The following is a 24585-nucleotide window of genomic DNA, read 5'->3' on the forward strand; positions in this document are numbered from 1 at the left end:
TCTTTTCCCTTTCAGAGGCCCAGGTCGCGGCCGATGAGTTCCTTCATGATCTCGTTGGAGCCGGCCCAGATCTTCGTGACGCGGGCGTCGCGCCAGGCGCGGGCGACCCGGTACTCGTTCATGTAGCCGTACCCGCCGTGCAGCTGGACGCAGGCGTCCAGGATCTCGTTCTGCACGTGGGCGCTCCACCACTTCACCTTGGCCGCGTCGACCGCGGACAGCCGGTCCTCGTCGTGCGCGACGATCGCGTTGTCGACGTACGCCTGCGTGACCTCGGCCTTCGTGACCAGCTCGGCGACCAGGAACTTGTTGTACTGGAACGAGCCGACCGGCTGGCCGAACGCCTTGCGCTGCTTCACGTACTCGATCGTCTCGGCGAGGATCTGGGTGGCGTGCGCGATGTTCGACACCGCGGCGCCGATCCGCTCCTGCGCCAGCCGCTCCATCATGTGGATGAAGCCCCGGTCGAGCTCGCCCAGCACGTTGCCGTCGGGAACGAACAGGTCCTCGAAGAACAGTTCCGACGTACCGGACTCGGTCTGGCCGACCTTGTCGAGCTTGCGGCCGCGAGCGAAGCCCTGCATGCCCTCCTCGACGACGAACAGCGTGATGCCCTTCGCGCCCTTCGACGGGTCGGTCCGCGCCGCGACGATGACCAGGTCGGCCATGTCGCCGTTGGTGATGAAGGTCTTGGAGCCGTTCAGCACCCAGCCGCCGTCGGCCTTCTTCGCGGTCGTCTTCAGCGCGGCCAGGTCCGAGCCGCCCGACGGTTCGGTCATGCCGATCGCGGCGACGTACTCGCCGGAGCAGAACTTCGGCAGCCAGCGCTGCTTCTGCTCCTCGGTGCCGAGGTCCACGAAGTACGGCGCGGCGCAGTCGTAGTGGATGCCGAAGCAGCTCGACAGCGACGCGGAGACCTTCGACACCTCCTCCGCGAACACCGCGTTGAACCGGTAGTCGCCGACGCTCGAGCCGCCGTACTCCTCCGGGACGTCGAGTCCGAGGAAGCCCTGCTTGCCGGCCTCCAGCCAGGCGGCGCGGTCGATCGTCTTCTCGTCGAGGAACTGTTCCATCCGCGGCACCAGCGAGCGGTCGCAGTACTCCTTCGCGCTGGCGCGGAAGGCGTGGTGGTCCTCGTTGAAGATGACGCGCTCCATGGAGCCTCCCCAAGGCGTGAGACGAGTTGCTAAGCGCTTGCTTAGCTTCACGCTTTCGGTGCAAGGTGTCAACGTGTCCGCAGTCACCGAGCCCCTCGTCTGGGAGCACGTCCAGCCGGCCGCCGCACGCCGGCTGCTCACCGGCGCCGTCGACGCCTTCGCGGAACGCGGCTACCAGGCGACCACGACCCGGGACATCGCCTCCCGCGCCGGCATGAGCCCTGCCGCTCTCTACGTGCACTACCCGTCCAAGGAGCGCCTGCTCTTCGAGATCAGCCTGTACGGCCACAAGGCCGCCCTGGAGGTGCTGCGCTCCGCCGACACCGGCTCCACACCCGCCGACCGGCTGCGCTCGCTGGTCGCCGCCTTCACCGCCTGGCACGCGGAGCACCACACGATCGCCCGCGTGGTCCAGTACGAGCTGGCCGCGCTGACGCCGGAGCACCTGGCCGAGGTGGCGACGATCCGCCGGGCGATCTCGGCCCAGATCGAGCAGGTCCTCACCGACGGGGTCGTCGCGGGCGAGTTCGCGGTGGACGACCTCCCGGGGACGACGCTCGCCGTACTGTCCCTGTCGATCGACGTGGCGCGCTGGTACACACCGCACCGCGGCGAACCCGCGGCGCTGGGCAAGCTCTACGCGGACCTCGCCCATCGCATGGTCCAGGCATAGCGAAGACCCCGCACCCACCTGGTGCGGGGTCTCTCGCGTGGTGCGTCAGGCCTGCAGCGCGGCCTGGACGTCGAGGTGGATGTCGACCTTGTCACCGATCAGCAGCTTGCCGCCCTCGAGCGGGACGTTGAAGTCGATGCCCCACTCCTTGCGGCTGATCTGCGCGGAGGCCTCGAAGCCGATGATGGTCTGGCCGTAGGCGTTCTGGTCCACACCGAGGAACTCGACCCCGAGCTCGATCGGCTTGGTGACGTCCTTGATGGTCAGCTCGCCGGCCAGGACGTAGTCGTCGCCCTCGGGCTTGATCGCGGTGCTGACGAAGGTCATCTTCGGGCTGTTCTCGGCGTCGAAGAAGTCGCCGGAGCGCAGGTGACCGTCGCGCTGCTCGCTGCGGGTGTGCACCGAGGCCAGCTCGATCGCGACGCTGGTGGTGGACTCCTCGATGGTGTCCTTGACCACGATCTCGCCGCTGAACTCCTGGAAGGTGCCGCGGACCTTGGTCATCAGGTGCCGGACGGTGAAGCCGACCTCGCTGTGCGCGGTGTCGAGGGCGTAGGTGCCGGCGACCAGGCCGGGGATGCTGCTGGTCGGGGTGCCGGTGGTGGTGTCGCTCATGGGTTCCTCTCGGGAAGGGTTTCGTACTGGGTCGGGGGCGACGCAGCCAAGTCTTGTAGTTAAATCTTCAACCTCTGACCACGACAGTAGGCAGTAACGGTTTAAAAGTCAACTACATTCCCGGTACACTGTTCCCGTGACGACGGAGACTGAGATCGACAGGGGAACTCGGTGGCTCAACGCCGAGCAGCAGGTGGCGTGGCGTGCGTACCTGCTGGGGACCGCACGCCTGATGGCCAAGCTCGACGACGACCTGCGCCAGTTCGGGCTCGGGATCAACGACTACGAGATCCTCGTGCGGCTGTCCGAGTCCCCCGACCGGCGGCTGCGGATGGCCGACCTGGCCGACCGCCTGCACCAGAGCCGGTCGCGACTCACGCACACCGTCGGGCGCCTGGAGGCCGCCGAACTGGTCCGCCGTACGTCGTGCACGAGTGACAAGCGCGGCGTCTGGGCCGAGCTGACCGACGCCGGTTTCGCCCTGCTCGAGCAGGCCGCGCCGTACCACGTCGAGGGCGTCCGGGAGAACCTGGTCGACCTCGCCAGCCCGGAGGACTTCGCCGCGGTCGGCCGCGTGTTCGACGCCGTCTCGGAGCACATCGGCCAACGCTGAAGCTCAGAGCTAAATCGTTTGAGGAGGCCCGGTCCACTCCGGGACCCTGCTCGGCGTGACGGAATTTCCTCAGGACGGCCGGGCCGGCATCGACGCGGCGCTGGTCCGGCGATTGATCGCACAGCAGTTCCCGCAGTGGGCCGAGCTGCCGGTGACACCGGTCGAGGTCGACGGCTGGGACAACCGGACGTACCGCTTGGGCTCCGAGCTGACCGTCCGGCTGCCTACACACGATAGTTATGTGGCCGCCGTGGACAAGGAACATCGGTGGCTGCCGGTACTCGCGCCCGCGCTGCCCGTCCAGATCCCGGAGGCGGTCGCGAAGGGCGAACCGGGCTTCGGATACCCGCATCCGTGGGCGGTCCGGCGGTGGATCGACGGCCGGACGGCCTCTGTCGAGACCGTCCCGGATCTGTCCGACTTCGCCCGCTCGATCGCGAAATTCATCCTCGCCCTGCAGGCTGTCGACGCCACCGGCGGTCCGGCGGCCGGCGCGCACAGCTTCTACCGTGGCGCACCGCCGGCGCACTACCACGACGAGACCGTCGAGGCCCTTGCCGCTCTGAAGGACCGCATCGACGCGGACCTCGCCCGGGAGGTCTGGGAGGCGGCGCTCGCCGCGGCCTGGGACCGGCCGCCGATGTGGTTCCACGGTGACATCGCGCACGGCAATCTGCTGGTCCGCGACGGGCGCCTCTCCGCCGTCATCGACTTCGGTACGTCGGGCGTCGGCGACCCCGCGTGCGATCTCGTCATCGCCTACACGTTCTTCTCCGGGTCATCCCGGGACGCGTTCCGGGACGCCGTACGGCAGGACGCGGCGATGTGGGCCCGGGCCCGCGGCTGGGCGCTGTGGAAGGCGCTCATCACCGCGGACCTGCGCGTCGTCGAGGCCGTCCTCGACGACTACGTCACACAAACGCGGTAACGCCTTCGTACTCCGCCACGGGCGCGGCGCCGACGGTCTCGTATTCGAGCAGCAGCAGACCGCTCGGCGTCGCGTCCTGGCTGGTGAGTCGCAGGCCGGCCGCGTCGCCGGGATGCTCGAAGAGTCGCCGCCCGGCGCCGATCACGGTGGGTGCGACCGCGAGCCTGACCTGATCGACGAGACCCGCTTTGAGCAGAGCGTTGCCGAGTCGCGCACTGCTGTGGATCTGCAGCTCGGCGCCCGGCTGCTGCTTCAGCTGCTCGACGTCGGCGATGCTGCGTACGACGGTCGTCGGATGCCAGGCGCCTTCGGTCAGCGTCGTGCTCACGACGTACTTCGGGAGCGCGTTCATCGTCGCGGTGTACGGGTCGTCCGGGTCGGTGATCTGGGGCCAGTCGCGTGCGAAGGCGTCGTACGTGCGGCGGCCGAGAAGCAGGCCGTCGGCTCGCTGCAGCCACTCGGCGGTACGCCGTACGAACATCTCGTCGATGTACGGCACGAGCCAGCCGCCGCGGGTGAAGCCGTCGGTGGTGTCCTCGGTCGGGGAGCCGGGACCTTGACTCACCCCGTCGAGAGTGACGAACTCCGTCAGTACGACCTTCATTGTGTCTCCCCTTCCACGAGCTTGGCGAGCTGTCCGGCGACCGTGCCCCAGCCGTCCGCGAAGCCCAGTTCTTCGTGCCGCGCCCGGGCTGCCGGGCTGCCGTGGCGGACGACGATGCGGTAGTCGGTGCCTTCCGGATGCTCCGCCAGGGTGATCTCGGCGGTCATCAGGAACGGTTCCGGGCCGGCCGGACGCCAGTTGCTGTCGATCGCGTTGGTGTAGACGAGCAGGTCCGGCTCCTCGACGACCAGGAAGCTCGCGTCGAGATGCGGAGCGAACTGTTCACCGTCCTCGCTGAACCGCGTCAGGATCGCCCCGCCCGGCCGGACCTCGAGCCGCTCCACCCGGCACACCGCCGGCGCCGGCACCCACCAGCGGGCGAACCGCCCGGGGTCCGTCCACGCCTTCCAGATGGTCGCCCGCGGCGCCCGGATGACCCGCTCCACCGTCAGGTCCCGCTCCGGATCGATTCCACGCCCACTCATGACTCCTCCATCGCTTCGGTGTCCGTTGTGACGAACTGCTCCAGCCGATCGGTGCGGTCCTCCCAGATCCGCCGCTGCTCGGCGAGCCAGTCGTCCACGAGCGCGAGCCGCTCGCGATTGAGCACACAGGTCCGCACCCGCCCGGTCTTCACCGTGCGGATCAGGCCGTTCGACTCCAGGGTCCGGACGTGTTTCATGAACGACGGCAGCGTGATCGGGAACTCCGCCGCCAGGTCGCCGACGCTCGTCGGCCCCCGCCCCAGCCGCCGGATCACGCTCCGCCGGGTCGGGTCGGCGAGCGCCACGAAGACCCCGTCGACCTCCTCGGAATACTGTGCCATGAGGCTAAGTATTGCTCTGTGTTGATAGTTAGCGCAAGGGCTAAGTATCGGGAAAGACGAAGGCCCCGACTCCACTGTTCGTGGAGCCGGGGCCTGTCGGACGTTCTCTTACTCGCGCGTGAGCTTGCGGTGCGTCACGCGGTGCGGCCGGGCTGCTTCCGGGCCGAGGCGCTCGATCTTGTTCGCCTCGTACGACGCGAAGTTGCCCTCGAACCAGAACCAGTTCGCCGGGTCCTCGTCGGTGCCCTCCCAGGCGAGGATGTGGGTCGCCACGCGGTCCAGGAACCACCGGTCGTGGGACACGACCACCGCGCAGCCCGGGAACTCCAGCAGCGCGTCCTCGAGCGACTGCAGGGTCTCGACGTCCAGGTCGTTGGTCGGCTCGTCGAGGAGCAGCAGGTTGCCGCCCATCTTCAGCGTCAGCGCCAGGTTCAGCCGGTTCCGCTCACCGCCGGACAGGACGCCGGTGGGCTTCTGCTGGTCCGGGCCCTTGAACCCGAACGAGGCGACGTACGCCCGGCTCGGCATCTCGAAGTTCGCGACCTTGATGTAGTCGAGCTCGTCGGACACCTGCTGCCAGACCGTCTTCTTCGGGTCCAGGCCGCCGCGGGACTGGTCGACGTACGAGATCTTCACCGTCTCACCCAGCTTGAGCGTGCCCGCGTCCGGCTGCTCCTCGCCGACGATCATCCGGAACAGCGTCGACTTGCCGACGCCGTTCGGGCCGACGACGCCGACGATGCCGGCGCGCGGCAGGCTGAAGCTCAGCCCGTCGATCAGCTTGCGGTCACCGAAGCCCTTGACCAGCTTCGAGACCTCGAGCACGGTGCTGCCCAGCCGCGGACCGGCGGGGATGTTGATCTCGTCGATGTCCAGCTTCCGGGCGCGCTCGGCCTCGGCCGCCAGCTCCTCGTAGCGCGCCAGCCGGGCCTTGCTCTTGGTCTGCCGGGCCTTCGCGTTCGACCGGACCCACTCGAGCTCGCGCTCCAGGATCTTCTGCCGCTTCGCGTCCTTCTGGCCCTCGACCACGAGCCGCTGCTTCTTGGTCTCCAGGTACTTCGAGTAGTTGCCCTCGTAGCCGTACGTCCGGCCGCGGTCGAGCTCGAGGATCCACTCGGCGACGTTGTCCAGGAAGTACCGGTCGTGGGTGATCGCCATCACGGCGCCCGGGTACTTCTGCAGGTGCTGCTCGAGCCAGAGCACGGACTCGGCGTCGAGGTGGTTGGTGGGCTCGTCGAGGAGCAGCAGGTCGGGCTGCTGCAGCAGCAGCTTGCACAGCGCGACCCGGCGGCGCTCACCACCGGAGAGGTTGTCGACGATCGCGTCGGGCGGCGGGCAGCGCAGCGCGTCCATCGCCTGCTCCAGCTGGGCGTCGATGTCCCAGGCGTTGCGGTGGTCGAGCTCGGTCTGCAGGTCGCCCATCTCGGCGAGCAGCGCGTCGTAGTCGGCATCCGGGTCGGCCAGCTCGGCGGAGACCTCGTTGAACCGGTCGAGCTTCTGCTTGGTGTCGCCGACGCCTTCCTGGACGTTCTCCAGGACCGTCTTGCCCTCGGTGAGCGGTGGCTCCTGCAGCAGGATCCCGACCGTCGCGTCGTCAGCCAGCCGAGCCTCGCCGTTGTTCGGCTGCTCGAGCCCCGCCATGATCTTGAACAGCGATGACTTGCCGGTGCCGTTCGGCCCGACGACGCCGATCTTCGCACCGGTGAGGAAGTTCAGCGTGACGTTGTCGAGAACGACCTTGTCGCCGTACGCCTTCCGGACATTGCGAAGCGTGTAGATGAATTCCGCCATACGCAGAGCCTATGTGGTCCCCCACCCCGTTTCCCAACCAGCTTGTCCACAGGACCAAGTTTGCCCACCCGATCGGCGGCCGCGCGGTGCATCTTCTCCGGTGACATCACCTCCCGACCGAAAGGGCACCCGTCATGAGCCTCGGTGACACGTACCTCACAGTTCTGGGCTGGATCGGCAGCGAGCCCGACTTCAAGGAGATCCGCCAGACTCCGCAAACAAGCTTCCGACTCGGCTCGACTCCCCGCCAGTTCGACAAGACGCTCAACGGCTACGTGGACAAACCCACTACGTGGTACACGGTCCAGTGCTGGCGAGGTCTCGCCCGAAACGCCTTCGAATCCGTCCGGATCGGCCAGCCAGTCATCGTCACCGGTCGCCTCCGCACCCACGAGTGGACCGACGACAACGGCGAACTCCACAGCCGCGTGATCCTGGAGGCTTTCTCCCTGGGCCACGACCTGGCCCGAGGCACAACCACCTTCACCAAGAACACCCCCCGCAGCGACTCGTTCCCGTTCACCCCCACCTCCGCCACCCAGGACCCTGCCGACGCCACCGCCACCCCCTACCCACCCGACGAATTCACCACCACGACCCTCCCCCTCACCGCGGAGTCCCCCGCGGCCGAAGCCGCCTAGCCATATCACTCTTGACTTATATAAGCGCATCCCGATGCCGACCCAAGCTCCGGCTCGAAGCGCCGACCCGAACACCCGTGACAGCCCACCCGAGATGCACCGGCCCGCCTGTGCAGCCACTCAGAGCGGCTTGGACTGGCCGGCCCCAACGTCACCGCGCCGACCAGCCACCTCAGGCGTATCCCCCGCTCGCAACAGCGCGTGAGCGGCTTCAACTGCAGCGGCCTACTGCCTGGCGGTCGGCTGCCTAACAACGGACCAACAGGCGGTTCAACAGCAGGAAGGTTCTACTGGCGAGCCGTGGCGAGGTTGTCGCGGCACCGGCTGTACGCGGCCAGCTCCTCGCGAGCCGGTGCGACCACGTGGCTCTCGGCGACCTTCTCCAGCTCCGCCCGCAGCGCCTTCGCCACCTGCCGCGACCGCCGTATCGCACCGTTCGTAGCAAACACCCGACACACAATCGAGAGGGCCAACCCCAGCACAGCCCCACCGACGAGCATCACCCACGCATACGGAACGCCACTCATCTCCGGCATCGGCGGCTCATTGAGATCCGCGATCCGCGCCACCAGCAACGCCACCAACCACGCCGCCCCACCGAGCGTCACGAGGAACAGCAGCCACTGGACAATCCGCGCAAACCCCCACCACCCGGGATTACTGGACCCACCAAGATCCGTCCGCGCAACCGCCTGGTCCAGCTCGTCCCCCAACGACTCCTCACGCCGGCGGATCGCCGTACGCACCGAATCGGCCCACGGCCGCGACAATCCCTCAGCAGCCTTGTTCGTGATGGTGCGCACCGCCGCATCCATCCGCGCCCGCTGCACGGGCGTTGCCGCCGGCAACGAAGCCCGCGCTACCGCGACCTCGTTCGACGCCGACTTCCGCAATGCCTTGCCCTGCTCGCGCGACACCTGGTCGCCGTGCAACCGCCGCAGCGGATCCGGACGGAACCGCCCGATCCACTTCGTCAACGGCCATCCCGTAGCCGCCCGCGCCCGCTGCAGATACGAGCGCCGTACGGCGTCCGACACCACAGTCAAGCCGCTCGCGTCGGACAACGCGTCGACCAGCTCCGTGACATCGGCCTCGTCGATCTCCGGCGTCTTGGCGTCGCCGCACTGACTGGCCATCCGATCCGAGACCCGATCCACGTCGGCCGCGAGCCGTTCCCGCGCGGAGCGCTTGTTGCTGACCCGCTTGACCAGGAGGGAGCGAACCTCTTCCAGACCATCACCACTGACAGCCGACGTCGCGACGACGGTCGGCGACTTCAGACCGTCCGACTTGAGCAGCTTGTCGAGGTCTTCGAGGCAGCTCTTCTGCTGCTCCGGCGTCAGCTTGTCCATGTGGTTCAGCGCGAACACCATCACCCCGGAATGCGAGGCGAACGGCTTGATGTACCGGTTGTGCAGCGCCGCATCGGCGTACTTCTGCGGATCCACCACCCACACGAGCATGTCGACCAGCTCCACGAGCCGGTCGACGATCAGGCGGTGCTCGACCTCGGTCGAGTCGTGGTCGGGCAGGTCCAGCAGGACCAGCCCGTCCAGGTCCTCGGACTGCGCGTCCTCGAGCGAGCTGCGATGCTGCACCTGGTGCCGGCGCGGGATGCCGAGCCAGGTCAGCACCTCGCCCGCGGGCTCGTCGCCCCAGACGCACGCCAGCGGCATCGAGCTCGTCGGCCGCCGCGTTCCGATCGCGGCCAGGTCGAGCCCGGTCAGCGCGTTGAACAACGACGACTTCCCCGAGCCGGTCGCGCCCGCGAGCGCCACCACCGTCAGGTCACCCGACATGCGCAGCCGCTGTCCGGCGCGGTCGACGATCTGCGTGGCCTCGGTGAGCACCACCGGATCCAGCCGCCCGTCGCCGGCCTTCGCGGCCGCCTCGAGCGCGTCGATCTTCTTCAGGACATCGGTCTCCGCCCGCGTCGGGGTCTCGACCGTATCCATCGTCTCCGTCACGTGCAGTCCTCCACCGCGCGCGCGGCCTCCGTCAGTTGCCTGGCCGTGTCGGCGTCGACCGGATGCTGGTCGAGGACAGCCAGATAGCGGGCGAATTCGGCATCCATCAGGGCATGAACCTTACCGTCAAGATCCTCGCGTGCCTTCTCGACCATGCTCTGAACTGCCTTGTCGCCGAAAACCGCCTCCAGCAACCGCTGCCCGACGACCGCGCTGCCCACGCCCGCGCTGGCCTCGGCGCCCTTCGGAATCCCGGCCGCGCTGGCGAACACCACCACCATGAGCGACAGGCCGAGCCCGTTGACGCCGTACTCCAGGATGCGCGCCGTCGACTTCTTGTCCGCGCCTTCCTTGCGGACCAGTTCGAGCACGAAGGCCTGCCACTCCCGGACCAGTCGGTTCGCGTTCGCCGGGAACTGCTCCGAAATCGCACCGAGCCCGCCGTTGCCGTCGGCATCGTTCTTGGAGCCGTTGCCGCTGGAGCCGTTGCCGCTGGAGCCGCGCCCGCCGCCGGTGCTGCTGGTCGCAGTACTGCTCGTGCTGCCGACGTCTGCGTTGCCTGCGGCGAGAACTGCTTCCGCGGTTGCCAGGAGCTGGCGCCCCGGAGCCGTCGCCTGCCAGGCCTTCTCGGCCTGCTCGGCGGCAGCGGTCGCGTGCTCGCGCAGCAGCGACTCCAAGCCGGACTGGATCGCGTCGCTCACGTCACGCGTCTCAGCAGGCTTGTTGCCAAGCGAGCTCTTCAACCGGTCACGGAGGCGACCCGCGTTCGACTGCAGCCCCTTCAGCAGTTCGCCGGTCCCGACGAACTCCTGCCACCGCGCCAGCACCTCGCCGCGCAGGACGGTGCCGTCCTGGCACGCCTTCGCGATGTCCTTCACGCCCTGGTCGTACGCCGCCTCGACCGCGGAACGCAGCTCGACGGCCGTCTCCGCCTGCGCCTTGACCGCGGCTGCGAACGGCGGCGTCTTCTTCACCATCGCGCTGACCGCGCCCTGCAGCGTACGGCGTACCACCGCGGCCCGAGCCTCCGCATCAGCCGCGAGGTCGACCAGCCAGTCCTTGATCGAGGCAACGGCCTGCTGCGGGAGCATCCCGTTGCTGTCGACAACCGTTTCCTGGATCGAGAACAGCGGGGAATCGCCTAGCCCGCGTTCGAGGAGCATCTGCGCGAGGTGCCCGGTGATGTCGTCGATGGTCTCGCCCGGAGCGCGGTCGAGCACGACGGCCACCGCAGTACTGCGGTCCGACGCGCTCTGCAGGAACTCCCACGGGACCGCGTCCGAGTAGCGCGCCGCAGTGGTGACGAACAGCCAGAGGTCAGCCGCTGCGAGCAGCTGCGTCGCGAGATCACGGTTGGCCTCGACGACCGAGTCGATGTCCGGTGCGTCCAGGATCGCGAGACCCCGCGGAACGCTGTCGGCAGCGACCAACCGCAACTGCCCGGCATCCTCCATGCCACCCGGCTCGTCCGCCGTCGTCCGCGCCATCCCCGGCAACACCCGATCACCGACGAACCAGTCCGCGTCGGCAGGGTGATGAATCAGGACAGGCGAACGAGTAGTCGGCCGCAGTACACCCGGCTCGCTGACGACCTTCCCGATGACGGTGTTCACCAGCGTCGACTTCCCGGCGCCGGTCGACCCACCGACCACAGCCAGAATCGGCGCCTCCAACTGCACCAGCCGAGGCAGCAGGTAGTCGTCAAGCTGATCCAGCATCGCCTTCTGCTGCTGCCGAGCCTCGTCAGCCCCCACCACCTCCAGCGGCAACTGGCTCCCGGCCAACACCCCCCGCAACTTCATCAACGCCGTAATCAAAGCCATAGCAGCCTGCTCAGCCGCCACCTTCGCAGCCAACTCCTCCGCAGTCAGCTCCGGCTCATCATCCCCACCCTCATCCCCACCCTGCCCACCATCACCGGACCCACGTACGCCCCCAGCACCATCCCCCACACCCGCCGCAGCAGACCCCGCAGCGCCGCTGCCGGCATCAACACCCGAGCCGTCCGCCTCTCCTCCGGCACCCTCGCCCGGCTCCACAACCCCGCCATCGGCCGCAGCGACAGCACCGCCATCCACCCCTTCAGCGCTGTCATCACCCCCAGCCGATCCCGCTACCGCCCCGTCATCCGAGCCCACCACCACGCCGTCAGCCAAGCCCGCCAGCGCGCCGTCAGCGGAGCCCCCAACCTCGCCGACACCACTGACCGAGCCGCCCGCCTCACCCTCAGCGCCAGAGCCCGACCCCTCGGCCTCACCCTCAGCCCCACCAGCCGAAGCCGCAGCCTCACCTTCGGCGCCACTAGCCGGGGTCTCCGCATCGCCTGCGGCGTTGCTTGCCGAACCCGCGCTGACGCCATCACCGGTGTCAGCGCGTCCCCCGGGCGCGCCCTCATCGCCGGCAGCCGCGCCTTCACTCGCAAGTTCAGCTTCGCTAGCCGAGTCGCCGGACTCGGCCGACTCGCCGGACTCGGCCGACTCGCCGGACTCGGCCGACTCGCCGGACTCGGCCGACTCGGCACCGGCGCCGCCGGCGCCTTCGGCACCGTTCGCCAGCTCTCGAGACGTATCTGCCGCGCCCTCAGTCGCCAACTCCGCGCTCAAAGACTCGGCCTCGCCGTCGCCATCTGCCGTGCCAGCGGCCGAAGCATCCCGTGCATCTGCTGCAGCGCCGTCTGCGTCGTCCCCTGACGATGCAACTCCAGCGCCACCCGCTGCCGCGGTGTCCATCGCGTCTGACGGGACGTCCGCAGACTCGCCTGCGACATCGTCCGCCGAACCACCAGAAGCGACCCGATCCGCAGCACCATCCTCGGGCGCTGAACCAGCCGAACCCGCGTCCGCTTCATCAGCCGCTACGTCGCTGGCCGCACCGGTCCCAGAGTCTCCCGAGGCGTCAGGCGCGGCGTCACCCGTCGTGCGGCTCGTCGCATCATCAGCGCTGTCAGGAGCAAGGTCGTCCCCGACAGCATCAACAGCATCAACCGCATCAACCGCATCAACCGCGTCGTCGGCATCGTCGGCGTCGTCGGCACCGGTGGCATCAACCGCGTCAACGACACCAGCCGCATCGTGCGCGTCAACGGCATCAGGCGCATCGAGCGGGTCAACGGCATCAGGCGCATCGTGGGCGCCAGCAGCGCCAGCAGCGCCAGCGGCGTCGTGCGCATCCGCTGCGTCGCCAGCGTCGACCGCATCCGCCGCATCGCTGGCGTCGGCGGCATCTCCGGCACCGGCCGTATCGACGGCGTCGGACGCGTCGGCCGCAGCCGCCGCATCGGCAGCAGTTGCCGTGTCGCCCGCGTCCGCCTCATGGCCGGCGTCGGCTGTGTCGGCGGCGGGCGTGTGGGGTGTGGTGGTGTCGGCAGTGGCGGTTTCGTTGGGCGCCATACCGTTCTCGGCTTGCGCTGCCGGGTCGGTTGAGGTGTCGTCGGCGGCGTTGCTGGTTGTGGTGGGTGGGGCTTCGGGCGTCGTTGCGGAGGCGGGCTCGGCGGAGGTGGCCTCGGTCACGGGTTGTTTGGGGAGGCCGATGATGATGTTGCCGAATTCGAGGGGGAAGCCGTCTGGGGACTCGTCGGGTTCGTAGACGACGCCGACGGGTGGGCGGGCGGAGCCCTCGGTGTTCTGGGGTACGGCGGAGCGCTCGGCTGCTGAGGCGTCGTTCGAGGGCGTGGTGGTTGGCTCGTTCGATGCCTGCGGGTCTGCGGATCGCTGGGTCGGCTCGTCGGTTGACTCACCGGCCGACGTCACCGCGGCTGGGTCGGGCGACGGGTGGTTGGCGGCGGCCTTGGTCGGGTCGGCTGGTTCCTGCTTGGCGGGGGTGTCGGAGGCAGGGTTGGCCGAGTCCGTTCGGTCGGACGGCGATGTGCCCGCGCTTGAGTTCTCCGCAGCGGTCTCGCTCGCGGTCGGGTTGCCCGCGGCGGACTCGGTCGCAGTCGAGTCGCCTGTGGCGGTCTCGCGCGCGGCGGTGTCGCCTGCGCCGGCCTCGGGCGCGGTTGAGTCGCTTGCGGAGGTCTCGCTCGTAGCCGAACTGCCCGCGCTGGTCTCGCGCGCGGTGGAGTTGTTCGAGGCGGACTCGGGTGCCGTGGAGTCGCCTGCGGTGGACTCGGGCGCGGTCGGGTTGTTTGCGGCGGGCTCGGGTGAGGTGGGGTCGGGGCGTTTGCGGCGGCGGCGCCAGAAGCCTCGGGGTTTGGCGGTGGACTGGGCGATGAGGTTGGCCAGTTCCTGGGCAGGCTGATCCTGGCCCGGAACCTGCGGTTCCGGGCCTTCGCCGGCTGCTGACCTGATGTCAGCCACAGCGTCCGCCCACGAGCACAGAGTGCCCGGTCGGACAGCGCAGAAGCAAAGTCATCGTCATCCCCGTTTGGCGGCGTGGACGGGTGGCAGTCACTGCTGTGGTGGATACGGACCGTATCCTCCCGGCGGTCCTTGCTGACCAGGGGGTCCCGCCGGGTATCCGGACTGGCCGTCGGGCTGACCGGGTTGCCCGGACGGATACCCGGATTGGGCGGGCGGATAACCGTCCTGCGGCCTCGGGTACGGCGTCTCGCCTGATCGGCCCGGCTGGTCCTGGCCGGCGGCTCCCAGGGGTACTCCGGGGCCTACAGGCGCTCCAGGCGGTACAGGCCTGCTAAGGCCGGGTGAACCGGGGCCGTACGGCGCGCCTGCTGCGCCCGGCCCTCCCACAGGTCCCCCTGGGCCCATGGACACACCAGGTCCCATCGGCGCCCCCGGTCCCACCGGAGCCATCGGTGCCCCAGGTCCCATCGGTGCACCAGGACCTATTGGCGCGCCGGCGTACGGGGCGGCCTGGGCGAAGGCGGGCATGGGTGGGAAGGGGACGCTCGGACGGCGGTCGCGGAGTTCGTCCAGCAGGCGTTTCTCGGTGTCCAGTGCCTCCGGTCCGATCACCTGCCGGACGATCTTGTCGCGCAGGTACGCCAACTCGGTCGCGTTGTGCTGGAACGCCTTCGCGGCCGCCTCCGCCTGGGCGCCGTACCGGCGCGCGTTCTGCCGGAGGGCCTTGCGCCCGCGCAGCGTCGCGATCAGCGGTACGTCCTGCGGCACCAGCCACCCGAACCGCACGTAGTCGTAGAGCCGGGACGCGATCATCTGCCCCTCCCGCGACCGCATCACCAGCGCGAACACCACCAGGCAGACGAACAGCGGAACCATCAGGCACAGGTACGCGAGAATGAAGCCCCCGCCGCCGGCCCAGCTCGCGGACGCGTTCCACGCGGCGTGCGCCAGTACGGCGGCCAAATAGCCGACGACGGGCGCGAGGTAGCGGACCACGGTACTGCGATGGCGTATCGCGACCCCGATCCCGATCGCGATGAACGACGTGAAGAGCGGATGCGCGAACGGCGAGATCACGCCGCGGATGATGAACAGCGCGAACGCGCCCCGCAGGCCCGCGTCGCTGCCGGCCTCCTCGGAGAGCGTGTTGAAGACGCGGCCGTAGTACAGGATGTTCTCGGTGAAGGCGAAGCCGACGCCCACCATCCCGGCGTACACCAGGCCGTCGATGATGCCGTCGAACTCCTTGCGCCGGACGAGCGCGAGCAGCAGGATCACCGAGCCCTTGGCGAATTCCTCCACCGGCGGCGCGACGAACACCGCGGACCGGTCGCCGCCGACGCCGGTCTCGGCCAGCCAGTGCGACACCTCGGTGTTGATGAAGATCGCGACCAGCGTGGCGATGAACGCGCCCCAGCAGAGCGCGATCACGATGTACTTCGTCGGCTCGGGCTCGTACCGGTCCAGCCACAGGTACAGCGAGATCACCGGGATCACCGGGACGAACGCGAACACCAGGCCCCAGGTGAAACCGCCCGCGCCGGTCGACCTGGCCACGATGCCGAAGATCACCAGACCCGCGATCGCGAAGACGACCGCGATCACGATGCCGATCAGCACGCCCTGGTTCCGGCGCTGGCCGGGGACGGGGTGGTTCCCGAGCACGTTGGGCTGCGGGTACGGTCCGCCGGGCGAGTACGCCGACCCCGCCGCGGGTTGCGGCGTGCCGGACGGGCCTGGTGAGGGGTGACTCATGCACCGCAGCCTAGTTGGGGTGCAGATCCAGCGGCAGGACCACCCACTCAGCGTTACCGGGATGGAACGACAACCCTGTACTTCGGCACGCCGCGAATCCGGTGATCGGGAACCCGGAGGCGGAACCGCCCGCCGATCTGAGACACTCTTCCGTGCCACGCGCCCGTAGCTCAGCTGGATAGAGCGTCGGACTTCTAATCCGTTGGTCGCAGGTTCGAATCCTGCCGGGCGCGCCACGCGACTCCCGGGGTTTGTGATTGCGCTCACATGGTAATCTGGTGCCGTGGAGATCGAGGTCGACAGAATCTAGCCACCGGACTGCCGGTGGCTTCTGCGTGACCGCTCCTGTCCGCCCGTTCGAGGGCGTCGACACCCGCCGTTCGCCGGCGGTGCCAAGGTCGCCGAGCCGCGCCGGCACGTTCGCCTCGCGCCGATCCTCCTTCCGGGTCCGTGCGTGTGCACGCGCGCCCTCGATCCCCCTCGGCGACCGCCGGGGAAGAAAGCAGCCACACCCATGTCTTCCAAGTCCGCAATCACCCTGCGCGAACTCACCTTCGAATGGCCGGACGGCGCCGTCGCGCTGGCCGGGGTCAACGGGACGATCAGCGCCGGGCGTACCGGCCTGATCGGTCGCAACGGCGCCGGCAAGTCCACGCTGCTCCGGCTGATCGCCGGCGTCCTGCGGCCGACGTCCGGTCACATCGACACCACCGGCGAGGTCGGCTACCTGCCGCAGACCCTGACGTTGCGCCAGGACGCGACGATCGCCGAACTGCTGGGCATCGACGCCATCGTCGGCGCGATCCGGGCGATCGAGTCCGGTGACGCCGACGAACGGCACTTCGACACGATCGGCGACGACTGGGACATCGAGGCCCGCGCCGGCGAGGCCCTGGACCAGCTCGGGTTCTCGGCCGGCGACCTCGACCGCAGCGTCGCGGAGGTGTCCGGGGGCGAGGCGATGCTGATCGCGATCACCGGGCTGCGCGTCCGCCGTACACCGATCACGCTGCTCGACGAGCCGACCAACAACCTCGACCGGCCGACCCGCGCGAAGCTGGCCGAGTTCGTCGACCAGTGGCCCGGAACGCTCGTCGTGGTCAGCCACGACCTCGAACTGCTCGAGCACATGGACAACACGACCGAGTTGTACGGCGGGACGCTCGAGACGTACGGCGGTCCGTACAGCGCCTGGAAGGAGCACCGGGAACAGGAGCAGGCAGCCGCGCTCCAGGCCGCCCGCTCCGCCCAGCAGGCGCTGAAGGTCGAGAAACGGCAGCGCATCGAGGCCGAGACGAAGCTGGCCCGTCGGGAGCGCACTGCGAAGAAGACCCAGCAGCACGGCGGCATCCCGAAGATTCTCGCCGGCAACCGCGCCAGCAAGGCACAGGCGTCCGCCGGCGCCCTGCGCTCCACCCTGGACGACAAGGTGCAGGCCGCTCAGGCAGCGGTCGACGCGGCAGACTCCCGGGTGCGGCAGGAGGAGCACATCCACCTCGTGCTGCCGGACCCGGATGTGCCCCGCGGCCGCCGCATCGCCGAGCTGTACGACGAGGACCGCACCATCGTGCTGCAAGGACCAGAACGCGTAGCACTCGTCGGAGCGAATGGAAGCGGCAAGTCGACGTTTATCGACCACCTCATCCGTGGCACCGAGCCGACACCCGGCAGGCCCCACGGGCGGCTGCTGACCGAACTAGTCAGCTACCTCCCCCAGCGGCTCGACGGACTCGACGACAACGCCAGTGCGATGGCCAACGTGCAAGAGGTCGCTCCTGGCACCCCGGCAGGGACCATCCGCAACCAGCTGGCCCGACTGCTGCTACGCGGTGACAGCCCTGACCGTCCTGTGCACACGCTGTCCGGTGGCGAACGGTTCCGGGTCTCGCTGGCTCGTCTGCTTCTCGCAGAGCCTCCTGCACAGCTGCTGGTACTAGACGAGCCCACCAACAACCTGGACATCGCCAGCGTCGAGCAGCTCGCAGAGGCACTGGACGCGTACCGTGGCGCGGTCCTCGTCGTCAGCCACGACTTCGCGTTCCTGGAGCGGCTCGGCGTCGACACCGTCGTGGAGCTCGACGAGGACGGTCGCATGCACCAGCGCCGCGCACTCTCAGGGACTTCCTAGGGTCTTCTCAGTGCGCTCACGGGTCGATTCGTAGTCGCCGTTCGTCTTACTAGTAGTTGTGGGAAGGACGGACACCGTGCACACAGGGACCATCGAAGGAGTACGCGAGCTGCGGTACGCCGCGGACGCTGTCGTCGTGCTGGCCGGGATACCCGGCGCCGGGAAGACCACCTTCCTGCGCCGGGTGTTCGGCGGCACCGACGCGGTCCGCGTGTTCGACTCCGCGCACATCCGCGACCGCTGGATGCCTGTCCTCGGCGTACTCCCCTACGCCCTGTGGCGTCCGCTGGTGCACCTCGTGTACTACGTGACGCTGCTCAGCTCGATGCGCCGCGGCCAGGGGCCGATGGTGATCCACGACTGCGCCACCCGTCCGTGGGCGCGCCGCCTGATCGGGTGGCGCGCCCGCCGGGCAGGCCTGCCGTTGCACCTGATCCTGCTCGACGTACCGGGTGACGTGGCCCGCTCCGGACAGTGGGCCCGCGGCCGCGTCGTCCGGTCGAGCAGCATGGAGACGCACTGCCGGCGCTGGCCGGACGTGGTGGCGCGGGCGACGAGCGACCCGGGTCTCGTAGTACCGGGTGCACTGTCGGCCGTCGTCCTGACGCGGTCCCAGGCCAACCGGGTGGAGCACGTCGCGTTCGGTGACGCTGCCACGAAGGCTGGTTGCTTCTGACGCCAAGCGGGAACATTGCTTGGTGTCTGCCGGTGACCTGACGGCTACGCCCCCTGCCGGCCGACGCGTTCGAGGGACCCCGCCCACCCGGTCCCGTGATGCCGCAGGAGGAATCAAGTGAGGATCGAACGTACGTCACGCATGCGCCGTACCGCCCAGCTCCTGGCCGTCGTCGGTGCGGTCGCCGCCTCCCTGACCGCCGTACCGGCGGAAGCCAAGGCCCCGTCGCCGGCGGCCCTGCTGTCCGCGGCACAGGCTGCTGTGGAGCAGTCCGGAGTACGCGGTGTCGCCTGGTACACCGATGCAGCGGCGGGCAAGGTCGTGGTGACGGCCGACAGCACCGTCTCGGCCAAGCAGCTCGCTTCGCTGCAGCGAGACGGTGTGGAGGTCAAGCGCACGAACGGTGTGTTCCGGCCGCTGCTGTCCGCCGGCGACGCCATCTACGGCGGCCAGTACCGCTGTTCGCTCGGGTTCAACGTGCAGAAGGGCGGCAACTACTACTTCCTGACCGCAGGTCACTGCGGCAAGGTCGCCAAGACCTGGTACACCAACTCCAGCCACAGCACGCTGATCGGCCCGACGGCCGGCTACAGCTTCCCCGGGAACGACTACGCGCTCGTGCAGTACACCAACACCTCGCTGGCCCACCCCGGCGGCTTCACCGCCGCGAACGCCTACGTGGGTGAGTCGGTGACCCGCAAGGGCTCGACGACCGGCACGCACAGCGGCAAGGTCACCGCGCTCAACGTCACCGTGCGGTACTCCGGCGGCGGCAAGGTCGGCGGCCTGATCCAGACCACCGTGTGCGCCGAGCCCGGCGATTCCGGCGGCCCGCTGTACGACGGCACCAAGGCGCTGGGCCTGACGTCCGGCGGCAGCGGCGACTGCCGGAGCGGCGGTACGACGTTCTTCCAGCCCGTCACCGAAGCCGCCTCCGCGTACGGCGTGACCGTCTACTGACCCGAGCGGGCCGGCCGTAGCAACCAGCGCGGCCGGCCCGCAATGGTTCAGCGACTGGCGTCGGCCGACAGCGGGCAGGTGTCCTCGCTGCGCTCGCCGGTGAAGTCGACGTCCGGATGCGCGGCACTGAGCAGCGCGGCGACGTTGTTGGCCGCCTCACCGCCGTAGAACTGCGGGCTGTCCAGGACCTGCTGGAGCGTCGGGTTCGCGACGCCGCCCTTCTTCGTGCCGTCGACGTCGGGGTCGAACAGCGCGTTGTAGGACTGCGCCATGTTGACGCCGGTCTCGGCCACCGCGAGCGGGTTGTTCTTCCAGAACCCCGGTGTGCAGAACTCGCCCCCGGGTGGCGTGGTCGTCGGCGGCGTGGTCGTCGGCGGTGTTGTGGTGGTGGTCGTCGTCGTGGTCGTCGGCGGCGAGTAGGTGGATGTTGTGGTCGTCGTACTCGTCGTGTTCGAGGCCGCGCCGGCCTGGACCATCATGCCCATGCCGAGCGCCCCACCCAGGGCCACGGCGGACAGGGCACCGACGACAGCTAACACCCCACGATTGCGGCCCATCGCAGGCCCCCCTTACGAATTGTGCCGCCGGACCGTATCGCCACAGCCCGGCGACGTTCCCCGTCCCCCTCTGAACGGCTTCCTGGCAAGGTACGACGCTTGCGCGGTCGTGAAAAGACGTCAGGGCCATCGCAGTGCGTGACAGCGACCCACGATCATCCGCCGTGATCGAGAGATCCCGGTGGGTAGCGATCGCGGACCGTGATCGTGCGAACGATTGACGGCGCCCCGAAATCTGCGGACGCTGACTCCAGCGATCGTCCGCCAATGATCGCCTGCAGCACAGGGGGGAACCTGTCATGCGCTCACTCTTCACGCGCGCCCGGACGGCTGTGGCCGTCGCCGTTCCATTGGTCGTCGTACTGGGCGTCTCCGTCCCGGTGAGCGCGCACGGCGAGCCACCGGCCGCCGGTACGGCGGAACCGCACGCGCACCCGACTCCGCACGACCACGACAGCGCGGAGCACGCGGCCGAGGACCTGGTCGGCGTACCGATCCGCGAGATCGAGCGTGCCGCGAAGGCGAAGGCCGACGAGGTGCAACGGCAGACCGGCAAGCGCCCGGGCCGCCGTTCGCCGCAGGAGCAGGCGGTCGCCGACGCCCGGGCAGCCGCAGCCGATCCGGCCGTGGCGGGCGCCTGGAGCGGTGTGGTCGAGGCGCCGCTCGTCCCGGTCTTCACCGCCATGCTGCCGAACGGCAAGGTCCTGATGTGGGACTCAGTCGGCGACGGCCCGGCCGAGACGTACAGCGACCAGTCGTTCACCCGCGCAGCGGTCTGGGACCCGGTCACGAACACGAGCAAGCGGGTCGATGTCCAGGGCTACAACATCTTCTGCGCGGGCTATGCCCAGCTCTCCGACGGTACGGTGCTCGTTGCCGGCGGCAACCGTGACTCGTCGTTGAACGGGCACCGCAAGACGCACCTGTTCGACTGGCGGACCGAGACCTGGCGGCGCGGGCCTGACATGGCCGCCGAGCGCTGGTACCCGTCGGTGACCGCCCTGCCGAACCAGGAGGCCCTGATCCTGGGCGGCGGCCCCGAGAACGCGGAGGTCCACCAGACGAACCAGTGGATCCGCCTGCTGACCGGATTCACCACACCGTCGAGCCGGCTGTACCCGATGCTCACGTCCCGCCCGGACGGCAACGTCGACCTCCTCGGTCCCGATCCCGTCGTACGCACGCTCCGGACGAGCGCCGCGGGCGCGCAGGCCGGCACCTCCGTCCGGGACCTCATCTACCGCGACTACGCGAGCTTCGCGACGATCGGGGTCGGCCGGACGCTCGTGGCCGGCGGCGGCAACGTCAGCGAGGAAGGCAAGGTCTCCGTGCCGAGCCGCAGCGCGGTGATCGTGAACTCGAACGGTCCGACGCTCACGCAGCCCACCGGCTCGATGGCGGTCGGACGGCGGCAGCACAACCTGACCGTGCTCGCGGACGGCGACGCACTGGCGACCGGCGGCATGAGCGACGTGATCAGCGACGGCGGCGTGAACCTGAACAGCCCGGTGTACGACGCGGAGCTCTACGACACCGAGACGGGCACCTGGCGGACGCTGGGGGCCGCGAACCGGGTCCGGCAGTACCACTCGACCTCTCTCCTGCTGCCCGACGGCCGCGTGATGACCGGCGGCGGCGGGATCTGCGGCGAGTGCCAGCGCGTCGGCTACCTCGAGAAGAACATCGAGTACTTCAGCCCGCCGTACCTGTACGGCGCCGACGGCCAGCCGGCGGCCCGCCCCACGATCACGACCGCCCCGGCGAGTGCGCCGTACGCGAGCACCTTCCCGGTGACCACGCCGCAGGCCGCGTCGATCGCCAAGGTGGGACTGGTCGGGCTGGGTGCTCCGACGCACGGCGACGACCAGGGGCAGCGCTACGTGCCGCTGAACTTCAGCGCGAGCGGTACGACGCTCACCGTGAGCTCCCCGGCCGACGTGAACCAGGCCCCGCCCGGGTACTACATGCTGTTCGTTGTCGACAGCAACGGTGTGCCGTCGGTGGCGCGCATGGTGCAGCTGACCGCGACGGCGCCGCCGGCACCGGCCCCGGTCCGGCTGACCATCAGCGGTCCCGGCGACCGGTGCCTGGACATCGACCACAGCTCGACCGTTCCCGGAACCAAGATCCAGCTGTGGGACTGCAACGGCACCCAGGCGCAGCGCTGGACGCGGCCGGGCGACGGGACGCTGCGCGCGCTCGGAGTCTGCGCCGACGTACCGGGAGGCAATCTCAAGGTCGGTGCGCCGATCAGGACCGACGTCTGCAGCAGCACCGATCCGGCGCAGAAGTGGACGATCGGCAGCGACGGCCGGATCAGGTCCGCGACGAAGACCAAGCTCTGCTTCACGGCTCCTGGGAGGACGAACGCCGAGCAGGTGACGCTCGCCAACTGCAACGGATCCGTCACGCAGGTGTTCCGTTACTGAATTGTCGGTGGCGGGTGATTGGGTCGTACTCCGAGACGGTGAGGAGTGCGGCGTGAAGGTTCGGGTTGGGCGTGAGGTGCTGGCCGAAGCGGTGGGATGGGTGGCGCGCGGGCTGCCCAGCCGGCCGAGTGTGCCGATCCTGGCCGGGATGGTGGTCGAGGCGGCGGACGGGCAGGTGACGCTGTCCGGGTTCGACTACGAGAGCTCGGCGCAGGTGAGTGTGCCGGCGGAGGTGGCCGATGAGGGGCGGGTGCTGGTGTCGGGCCGGCTGCTGTCCGACATCTGCCGCAGCATGCCGCGGGACTCGGTGGAGCTGAGCGGTGAGGCGACCCGGGTCCAGGTGAGCAGCGGCGCCGCGCGCTTCGTCCTGCACACGCTGCCGATCGACGAGTATCCGCCGCTGCCGGAGATCCCGGCGGTGAGCGGGGTTGTCGACGGCGCCGCGTTCGCCCGGTCCGTCGCGCAGGTGGTGAGCGCCGCGGGCCGCGACGACACGTTGCCGGTCTTCACCGGGATCCGGGTGGAGATCCGCGGGTCGACGATCTCGCTGCTGGCCACCGACCGGTACCGGCTGGCCGTCCGGTCGTTCCCGTGGCAGCCGGCCGACCCGGCGATCGAGACGAACGCGCTGGTTCCCGCCAAGCTGCTCGCGGACGTCGCCAAGGCGATGTCCGGCCACGAGTTGACGCTGGCGCTCGGTGCTACCCGCACAGGGGACGGGTTGATCGGGTTCGAGGGCGGCGGGCGGCATGCGACGAGCCGGCTGATCGACGGCGAGTTCCCGAAGGTGCGCGGTCTGATCCCGGCGGAGAGCGCGATCACGTCCACGGTCACCGTGGACACCGCGGCGCTCGTCGAGGCGGTGAAGCGGGTCGCGCTGGTGGCCGAGCGGTCGGCGCCGGTGCGGCTCACCTTCGAGGACGGTACGGCGACGCTCGACGCGGGCAACGGCGAGGAGGCCCAGGCCTCGGAGTCCGTCGAGGTCACACTGACCGGCGACCCGGTGACGACCGGCTTCAACGCCGGCTACCTCCTCGACGGCCTGGCTTCACTCGGCACGCCGATCGCCCACTTCGCCTTCACCCAACCGACGAAGCCGACGAACCTGACGGGCCTCCGCTCCCCCGACGACGCACCGACCGCGGACTCCGCCTACATCCTGATGCCGATGCGGCTCCCCACGTGATGCCGCCCGCGGACGAGACAACGATCGCGAGGTACCTCGCCCGACAGGATCCGATCGACCGCCCGGTCGACCTGATCGTACTGATGGGCTCCGCGGTGCTCGAGTCGGTCGAGGTGGCCGCCGACGCGCACCGCACGTACGGCGTCCCGATCCTGGTCAGCGGCGGGATCGGGCACTCGACGCAGTACCTCGACGACGCGGTCCGGCGCCGCGGCCTCGACCTGGCCACCGGCCGGCCCGAGGCCCAGGTCTTCCGCGAGCTCTTGCTCCGGCGCGGAGTTCCCGCTGACCAGATCGTCGTCGAGGACCAGTCCACCAACTGCGGTGAGAACGCGGCGTTCACCCGCAAGCTCGTGCGGCAGCCGCTGACGCTGCTGCTGATCCAGGACCCCACGATGCAGCGACGTACGCATGCCTGCTTCGAGCGATCCTTCGCCGAGCTGCCGGGCACCACGCTGATCAGCCACGCCCCGGTCGTTCCGTGGATCGGCCCCGACCACGTCAGTGCCGGCCCGGGCGCACCCGAGATCTGGAGCCGCGAGCGTTTCCGGTCGCTGCTCCTCGGCGAGATCCATCGGCTGTCCCCGGACGTCTACGGTCCCCAGGGGCGCGACTTCATCGACCATGTCGACGTCCCTCGCGAAGTCCTTGCCGCCTACAACCGTCTGCTCGCCGCCCACCCGGAGTCCGCGCGTCATCCGGAGGTCGCACGCCCGGATCCTGCTGCGGGCTGACGATCGCCGCGCCCCGAGCTCGCAGACTGGTGGGCGATCGCGGACGA

Annotated in this window: 20 protein-coding genes and 1 tRNA gene; 11 read left to right on the top strand and 10 right to left on the bottom strand. The window is 69.4% G+C overall.

Features of this window, described 5'->3' with window-relative positions; all coding sequences use genetic code 11:
* Positions 1 to 11: 11 nt before the first annotated feature.
* Positions 12 to 1157: an acyl-CoA dehydrogenase family protein gene (locus ABN611_RS00915; protein WP_350277798.1), complete on the bottom strand. Its 1146-nt coding sequence runs from the start codon at positions 1155 to 1157 to the stop codon at positions 12 to 14.
* Between the two features lie 73 nt (positions 1158 to 1230).
* On the opposite strand from ABN611_RS00915, the gene ABN611_RS00920 reads away from it, so the two are divergent.
* The gene (locus ABN611_RS00920) at positions 1231 to 1830 is read left to right on the top strand and encodes a TetR/AcrR family transcriptional regulator (protein ID WP_350277799.1); all 600 of its coding nucleotides are present in this window, start codon (positions 1231 to 1233) and stop codon (positions 1828 to 1830) included.
* A 45-nt stretch (positions 1831 to 1875) separates the two neighbouring features.
* Here the strand turns inward: ABN611_RS00920 and ABN611_RS00925 are convergent, their stop codons facing one another.
* The gene (locus ABN611_RS00925; protein ID WP_350277800.1) at positions 1876 to 2445 is read right to left on the bottom strand and encodes a YceI family protein; all 570 of its coding nucleotides are present in this window, start codon (positions 2443 to 2445) and stop codon (positions 1876 to 1878) included.
* 154 nt (positions 2446 to 2599) lie between these two features.
* Here ABN611_RS00925 and ABN611_RS00930 point away from each other — a divergent pair, with 154 nt between their 5' ends.
* Positions 2600 to 3058, top strand: a complete 459-nt coding sequence (locus ABN611_RS00930) for a MarR family transcriptional regulator (protein ID WP_350281756.1) — start codon at positions 2600 to 2602, stop codon at positions 3056 to 3058.
* Between the two features lie 55 nt (positions 3059 to 3113).
* The gene (locus ABN611_RS00935; protein ID WP_350277801.1) at positions 3114 to 3986 is read left to right on the top strand and encodes an aminoglycoside phosphotransferase family protein; all 873 of its coding nucleotides are present in this window, start codon (positions 3114 to 3116) and stop codon (positions 3984 to 3986) included.
* Here ABN611_RS00935 and ABN611_RS00940 read toward each other — a convergent pair.
* The 4 genes from ABN611_RS00940 to ettA form a co-directional block, all read right to left on the bottom strand.
* A complete protein-coding gene (locus tag ABN611_RS00940) occupies positions 3970 to 4590 on the bottom strand; it encodes a dihydrofolate reductase family protein (RefSeq protein WP_350277802.1) in 621 nt (206 codons plus the stop codon). The two genes, ABN611_RS00935 and ABN611_RS00940, sit on opposite strands and share 17 nt — an antisense overlap.
* Positions 4587 to 5075, bottom strand: a complete 489-nt coding sequence (locus ABN611_RS00945; protein ID WP_350277803.1) for an SRPBCC domain-containing protein — start codon at positions 5073 to 5075, stop codon at positions 4587 to 4589. Before ABN611_RS00945 ends, ABN611_RS00940 begins: the two co-directional genes overlap by 4 nt.
* On the bottom strand, positions 5072 to 5416 hold the full coding sequence (locus ABN611_RS00950; RefSeq protein WP_350277804.1) for a metalloregulator ArsR/SmtB family transcription factor: 345 nt from the start codon (positions 5414 to 5416) through the stop codon (positions 5072 to 5074). The genes ABN611_RS00945 and ABN611_RS00950 overlap by 4 nt, the downstream gene beginning before the upstream one ends.
* Before the next feature lie 108 nt (positions 5417 to 5524).
* The gene (gene ettA / locus ABN611_RS00955; RefSeq protein ID WP_350277805.1) at positions 5525 to 7207 is read right to left on the bottom strand and encodes an energy-dependent translational throttle protein EttA; all 1683 of its coding nucleotides are present in this window, start codon (positions 7205 to 7207) and stop codon (positions 5525 to 5527) included.
* Positions 7208 to 7341: 134 nt separating this feature from the next.
* Here ettA and ABN611_RS00960 point away from each other — a divergent pair, with 134 nt between their 5' ends.
* The gene (locus ABN611_RS00960; protein ID WP_350277806.1) at positions 7342 to 7848 is read left to right on the top strand and encodes a single-stranded DNA-binding protein; all 507 of its coding nucleotides are present in this window, start codon (positions 7342 to 7344) and stop codon (positions 7846 to 7848) included.
* 287 nt (positions 7849 to 8135) lie between these two features.
* Here ABN611_RS00960 and ABN611_RS00965 read toward each other — a convergent pair whose 3' ends face one another.
* From ABN611_RS00965 to ABN611_RS00975, 3 genes are all read right to left on the bottom strand, one after another.
* Positions 8136 to 9815, bottom strand: coding sequence for a GTPase (locus tag ABN611_RS00965; RefSeq protein ID WP_350277807.1), 1680 nt, complete (start codon positions 9813 to 9815; stop codon positions 8136 to 8138).
* A complete protein-coding gene (locus ABN611_RS00970; RefSeq protein ID WP_350277808.1) occupies positions 9812 to 14110 on the bottom strand; it encodes an AAA family ATPase in 4299 nt (1432 codons plus the stop codon). Before ABN611_RS00970 ends, ABN611_RS00965 begins: the two co-directional genes overlap by 4 nt.
* Positions 14111 to 14200: 90 nt before the next feature.
* A complete protein-coding gene (locus ABN611_RS00975; protein ID WP_350277809.1) occupies positions 14201 to 15868 on the bottom strand; it encodes a PrsW family intramembrane metalloprotease in 1668 nt (555 codons plus the stop codon).
* Between the two features lie 159 nt (positions 15869 to 16027).
* Between ABN611_RS00975 and ABN611_RS00980 the strand changes: the two genes are divergently transcribed.
* The 4 genes from ABN611_RS00980 to ABN611_RS00995 all read left to right on the top strand — a co-directional run bounded on the left by ABN611_RS00980 (position 16028) and on the right by ABN611_RS00995 (position 19632).
* Positions 16028 to 16104: transfer RNA gene (locus ABN611_RS00980), tRNA-Arg, on the top strand.
* 278 nt (positions 16105 to 16382) lie between these two features.
* Entirely contained in the window at positions 16383 to 17996 is a 1614-nt protein-coding gene (locus tag ABN611_RS00985) for an ABC-F family ATP-binding cassette domain-containing protein (RefSeq protein ID WP_350277810.1), read from the top strand.
* Between the two features lie 76 nt (positions 17997 to 18072).
* The gene (locus ABN611_RS00990; protein ID WP_350277811.1) at positions 18073 to 18672 is read left to right on the top strand and encodes an AAA family ATPase; all 600 of its coding nucleotides are present in this window, start codon (positions 18073 to 18075) and stop codon (positions 18670 to 18672) included.
* A gap of 117 nt (positions 18673 to 18789) precedes the next feature.
* Complete coding sequence (locus tag ABN611_RS00995) at positions 18790 to 19632, top strand: S1 family peptidase (protein ID WP_350277812.1); 843 nt, start codon at positions 18790 to 18792, stop codon at positions 19630 to 19632.
* Positions 19633 to 19679: 47 nt separating this feature from the next.
* On the opposite strand, the gene ABN611_RS01000 is transcribed toward ABN611_RS00995, so the two are convergent.
* Positions 19680 to 20171 carry a hypothetical protein gene (locus tag ABN611_RS01000; protein WP_350277813.1) on the bottom strand — a complete coding sequence of 164 codons (492 nt, stop codon included), beginning with the start codon at positions 20169 to 20171 and terminating at the stop codon, positions 19680 to 19682.
* Positions 20172 to 20488: 317 nt separating this feature from the next.
* On the opposite strand from ABN611_RS01000, the gene ABN611_RS01005 reads away from it, so the two are divergent.
* The 3 genes from ABN611_RS01005 to ABN611_RS01015 are packed head-to-tail and all read left to right on the top strand — an operon-like array spanning position 20489 to position 24538.
* Positions 20489 to 22618 (top strand): galactose oxidase-like domain-containing protein, encoded by a 2130-nt coding sequence (locus ABN611_RS01005; protein ID WP_350277814.1) that lies wholly within the window; start codon positions 20489 to 20491, stop codon positions 22616 to 22618.
* Between the two features lie 52 nt (positions 22619 to 22670).
* Positions 22671 to 23804, top strand: coding sequence for a DNA polymerase III subunit beta (gene dnaN, locus ABN611_RS01010; protein WP_350277815.1), 1134 nt, complete (start codon positions 22671 to 22673; stop codon positions 23802 to 23804).
* Positions 23804 to 24538, top strand: coding sequence for a YdcF family protein (locus ABN611_RS01015; protein ID WP_350281757.1), 735 nt, complete (start codon positions 23804 to 23806; stop codon positions 24536 to 24538). Before dnaN ends, ABN611_RS01015 begins: the two co-directional genes overlap by 1 nt.
* The last annotated feature ends 47 nt before the right edge of the window (positions 24539 to 24585 follow it).

The organism is Kribbella sp. HUAS MG21 (genome assembly GCF_040254265.1).
Lineage (GTDB): Bacteria > Actinomycetota > Actinomycetes > Propionibacteriales > Kribbellaceae > Kribbella.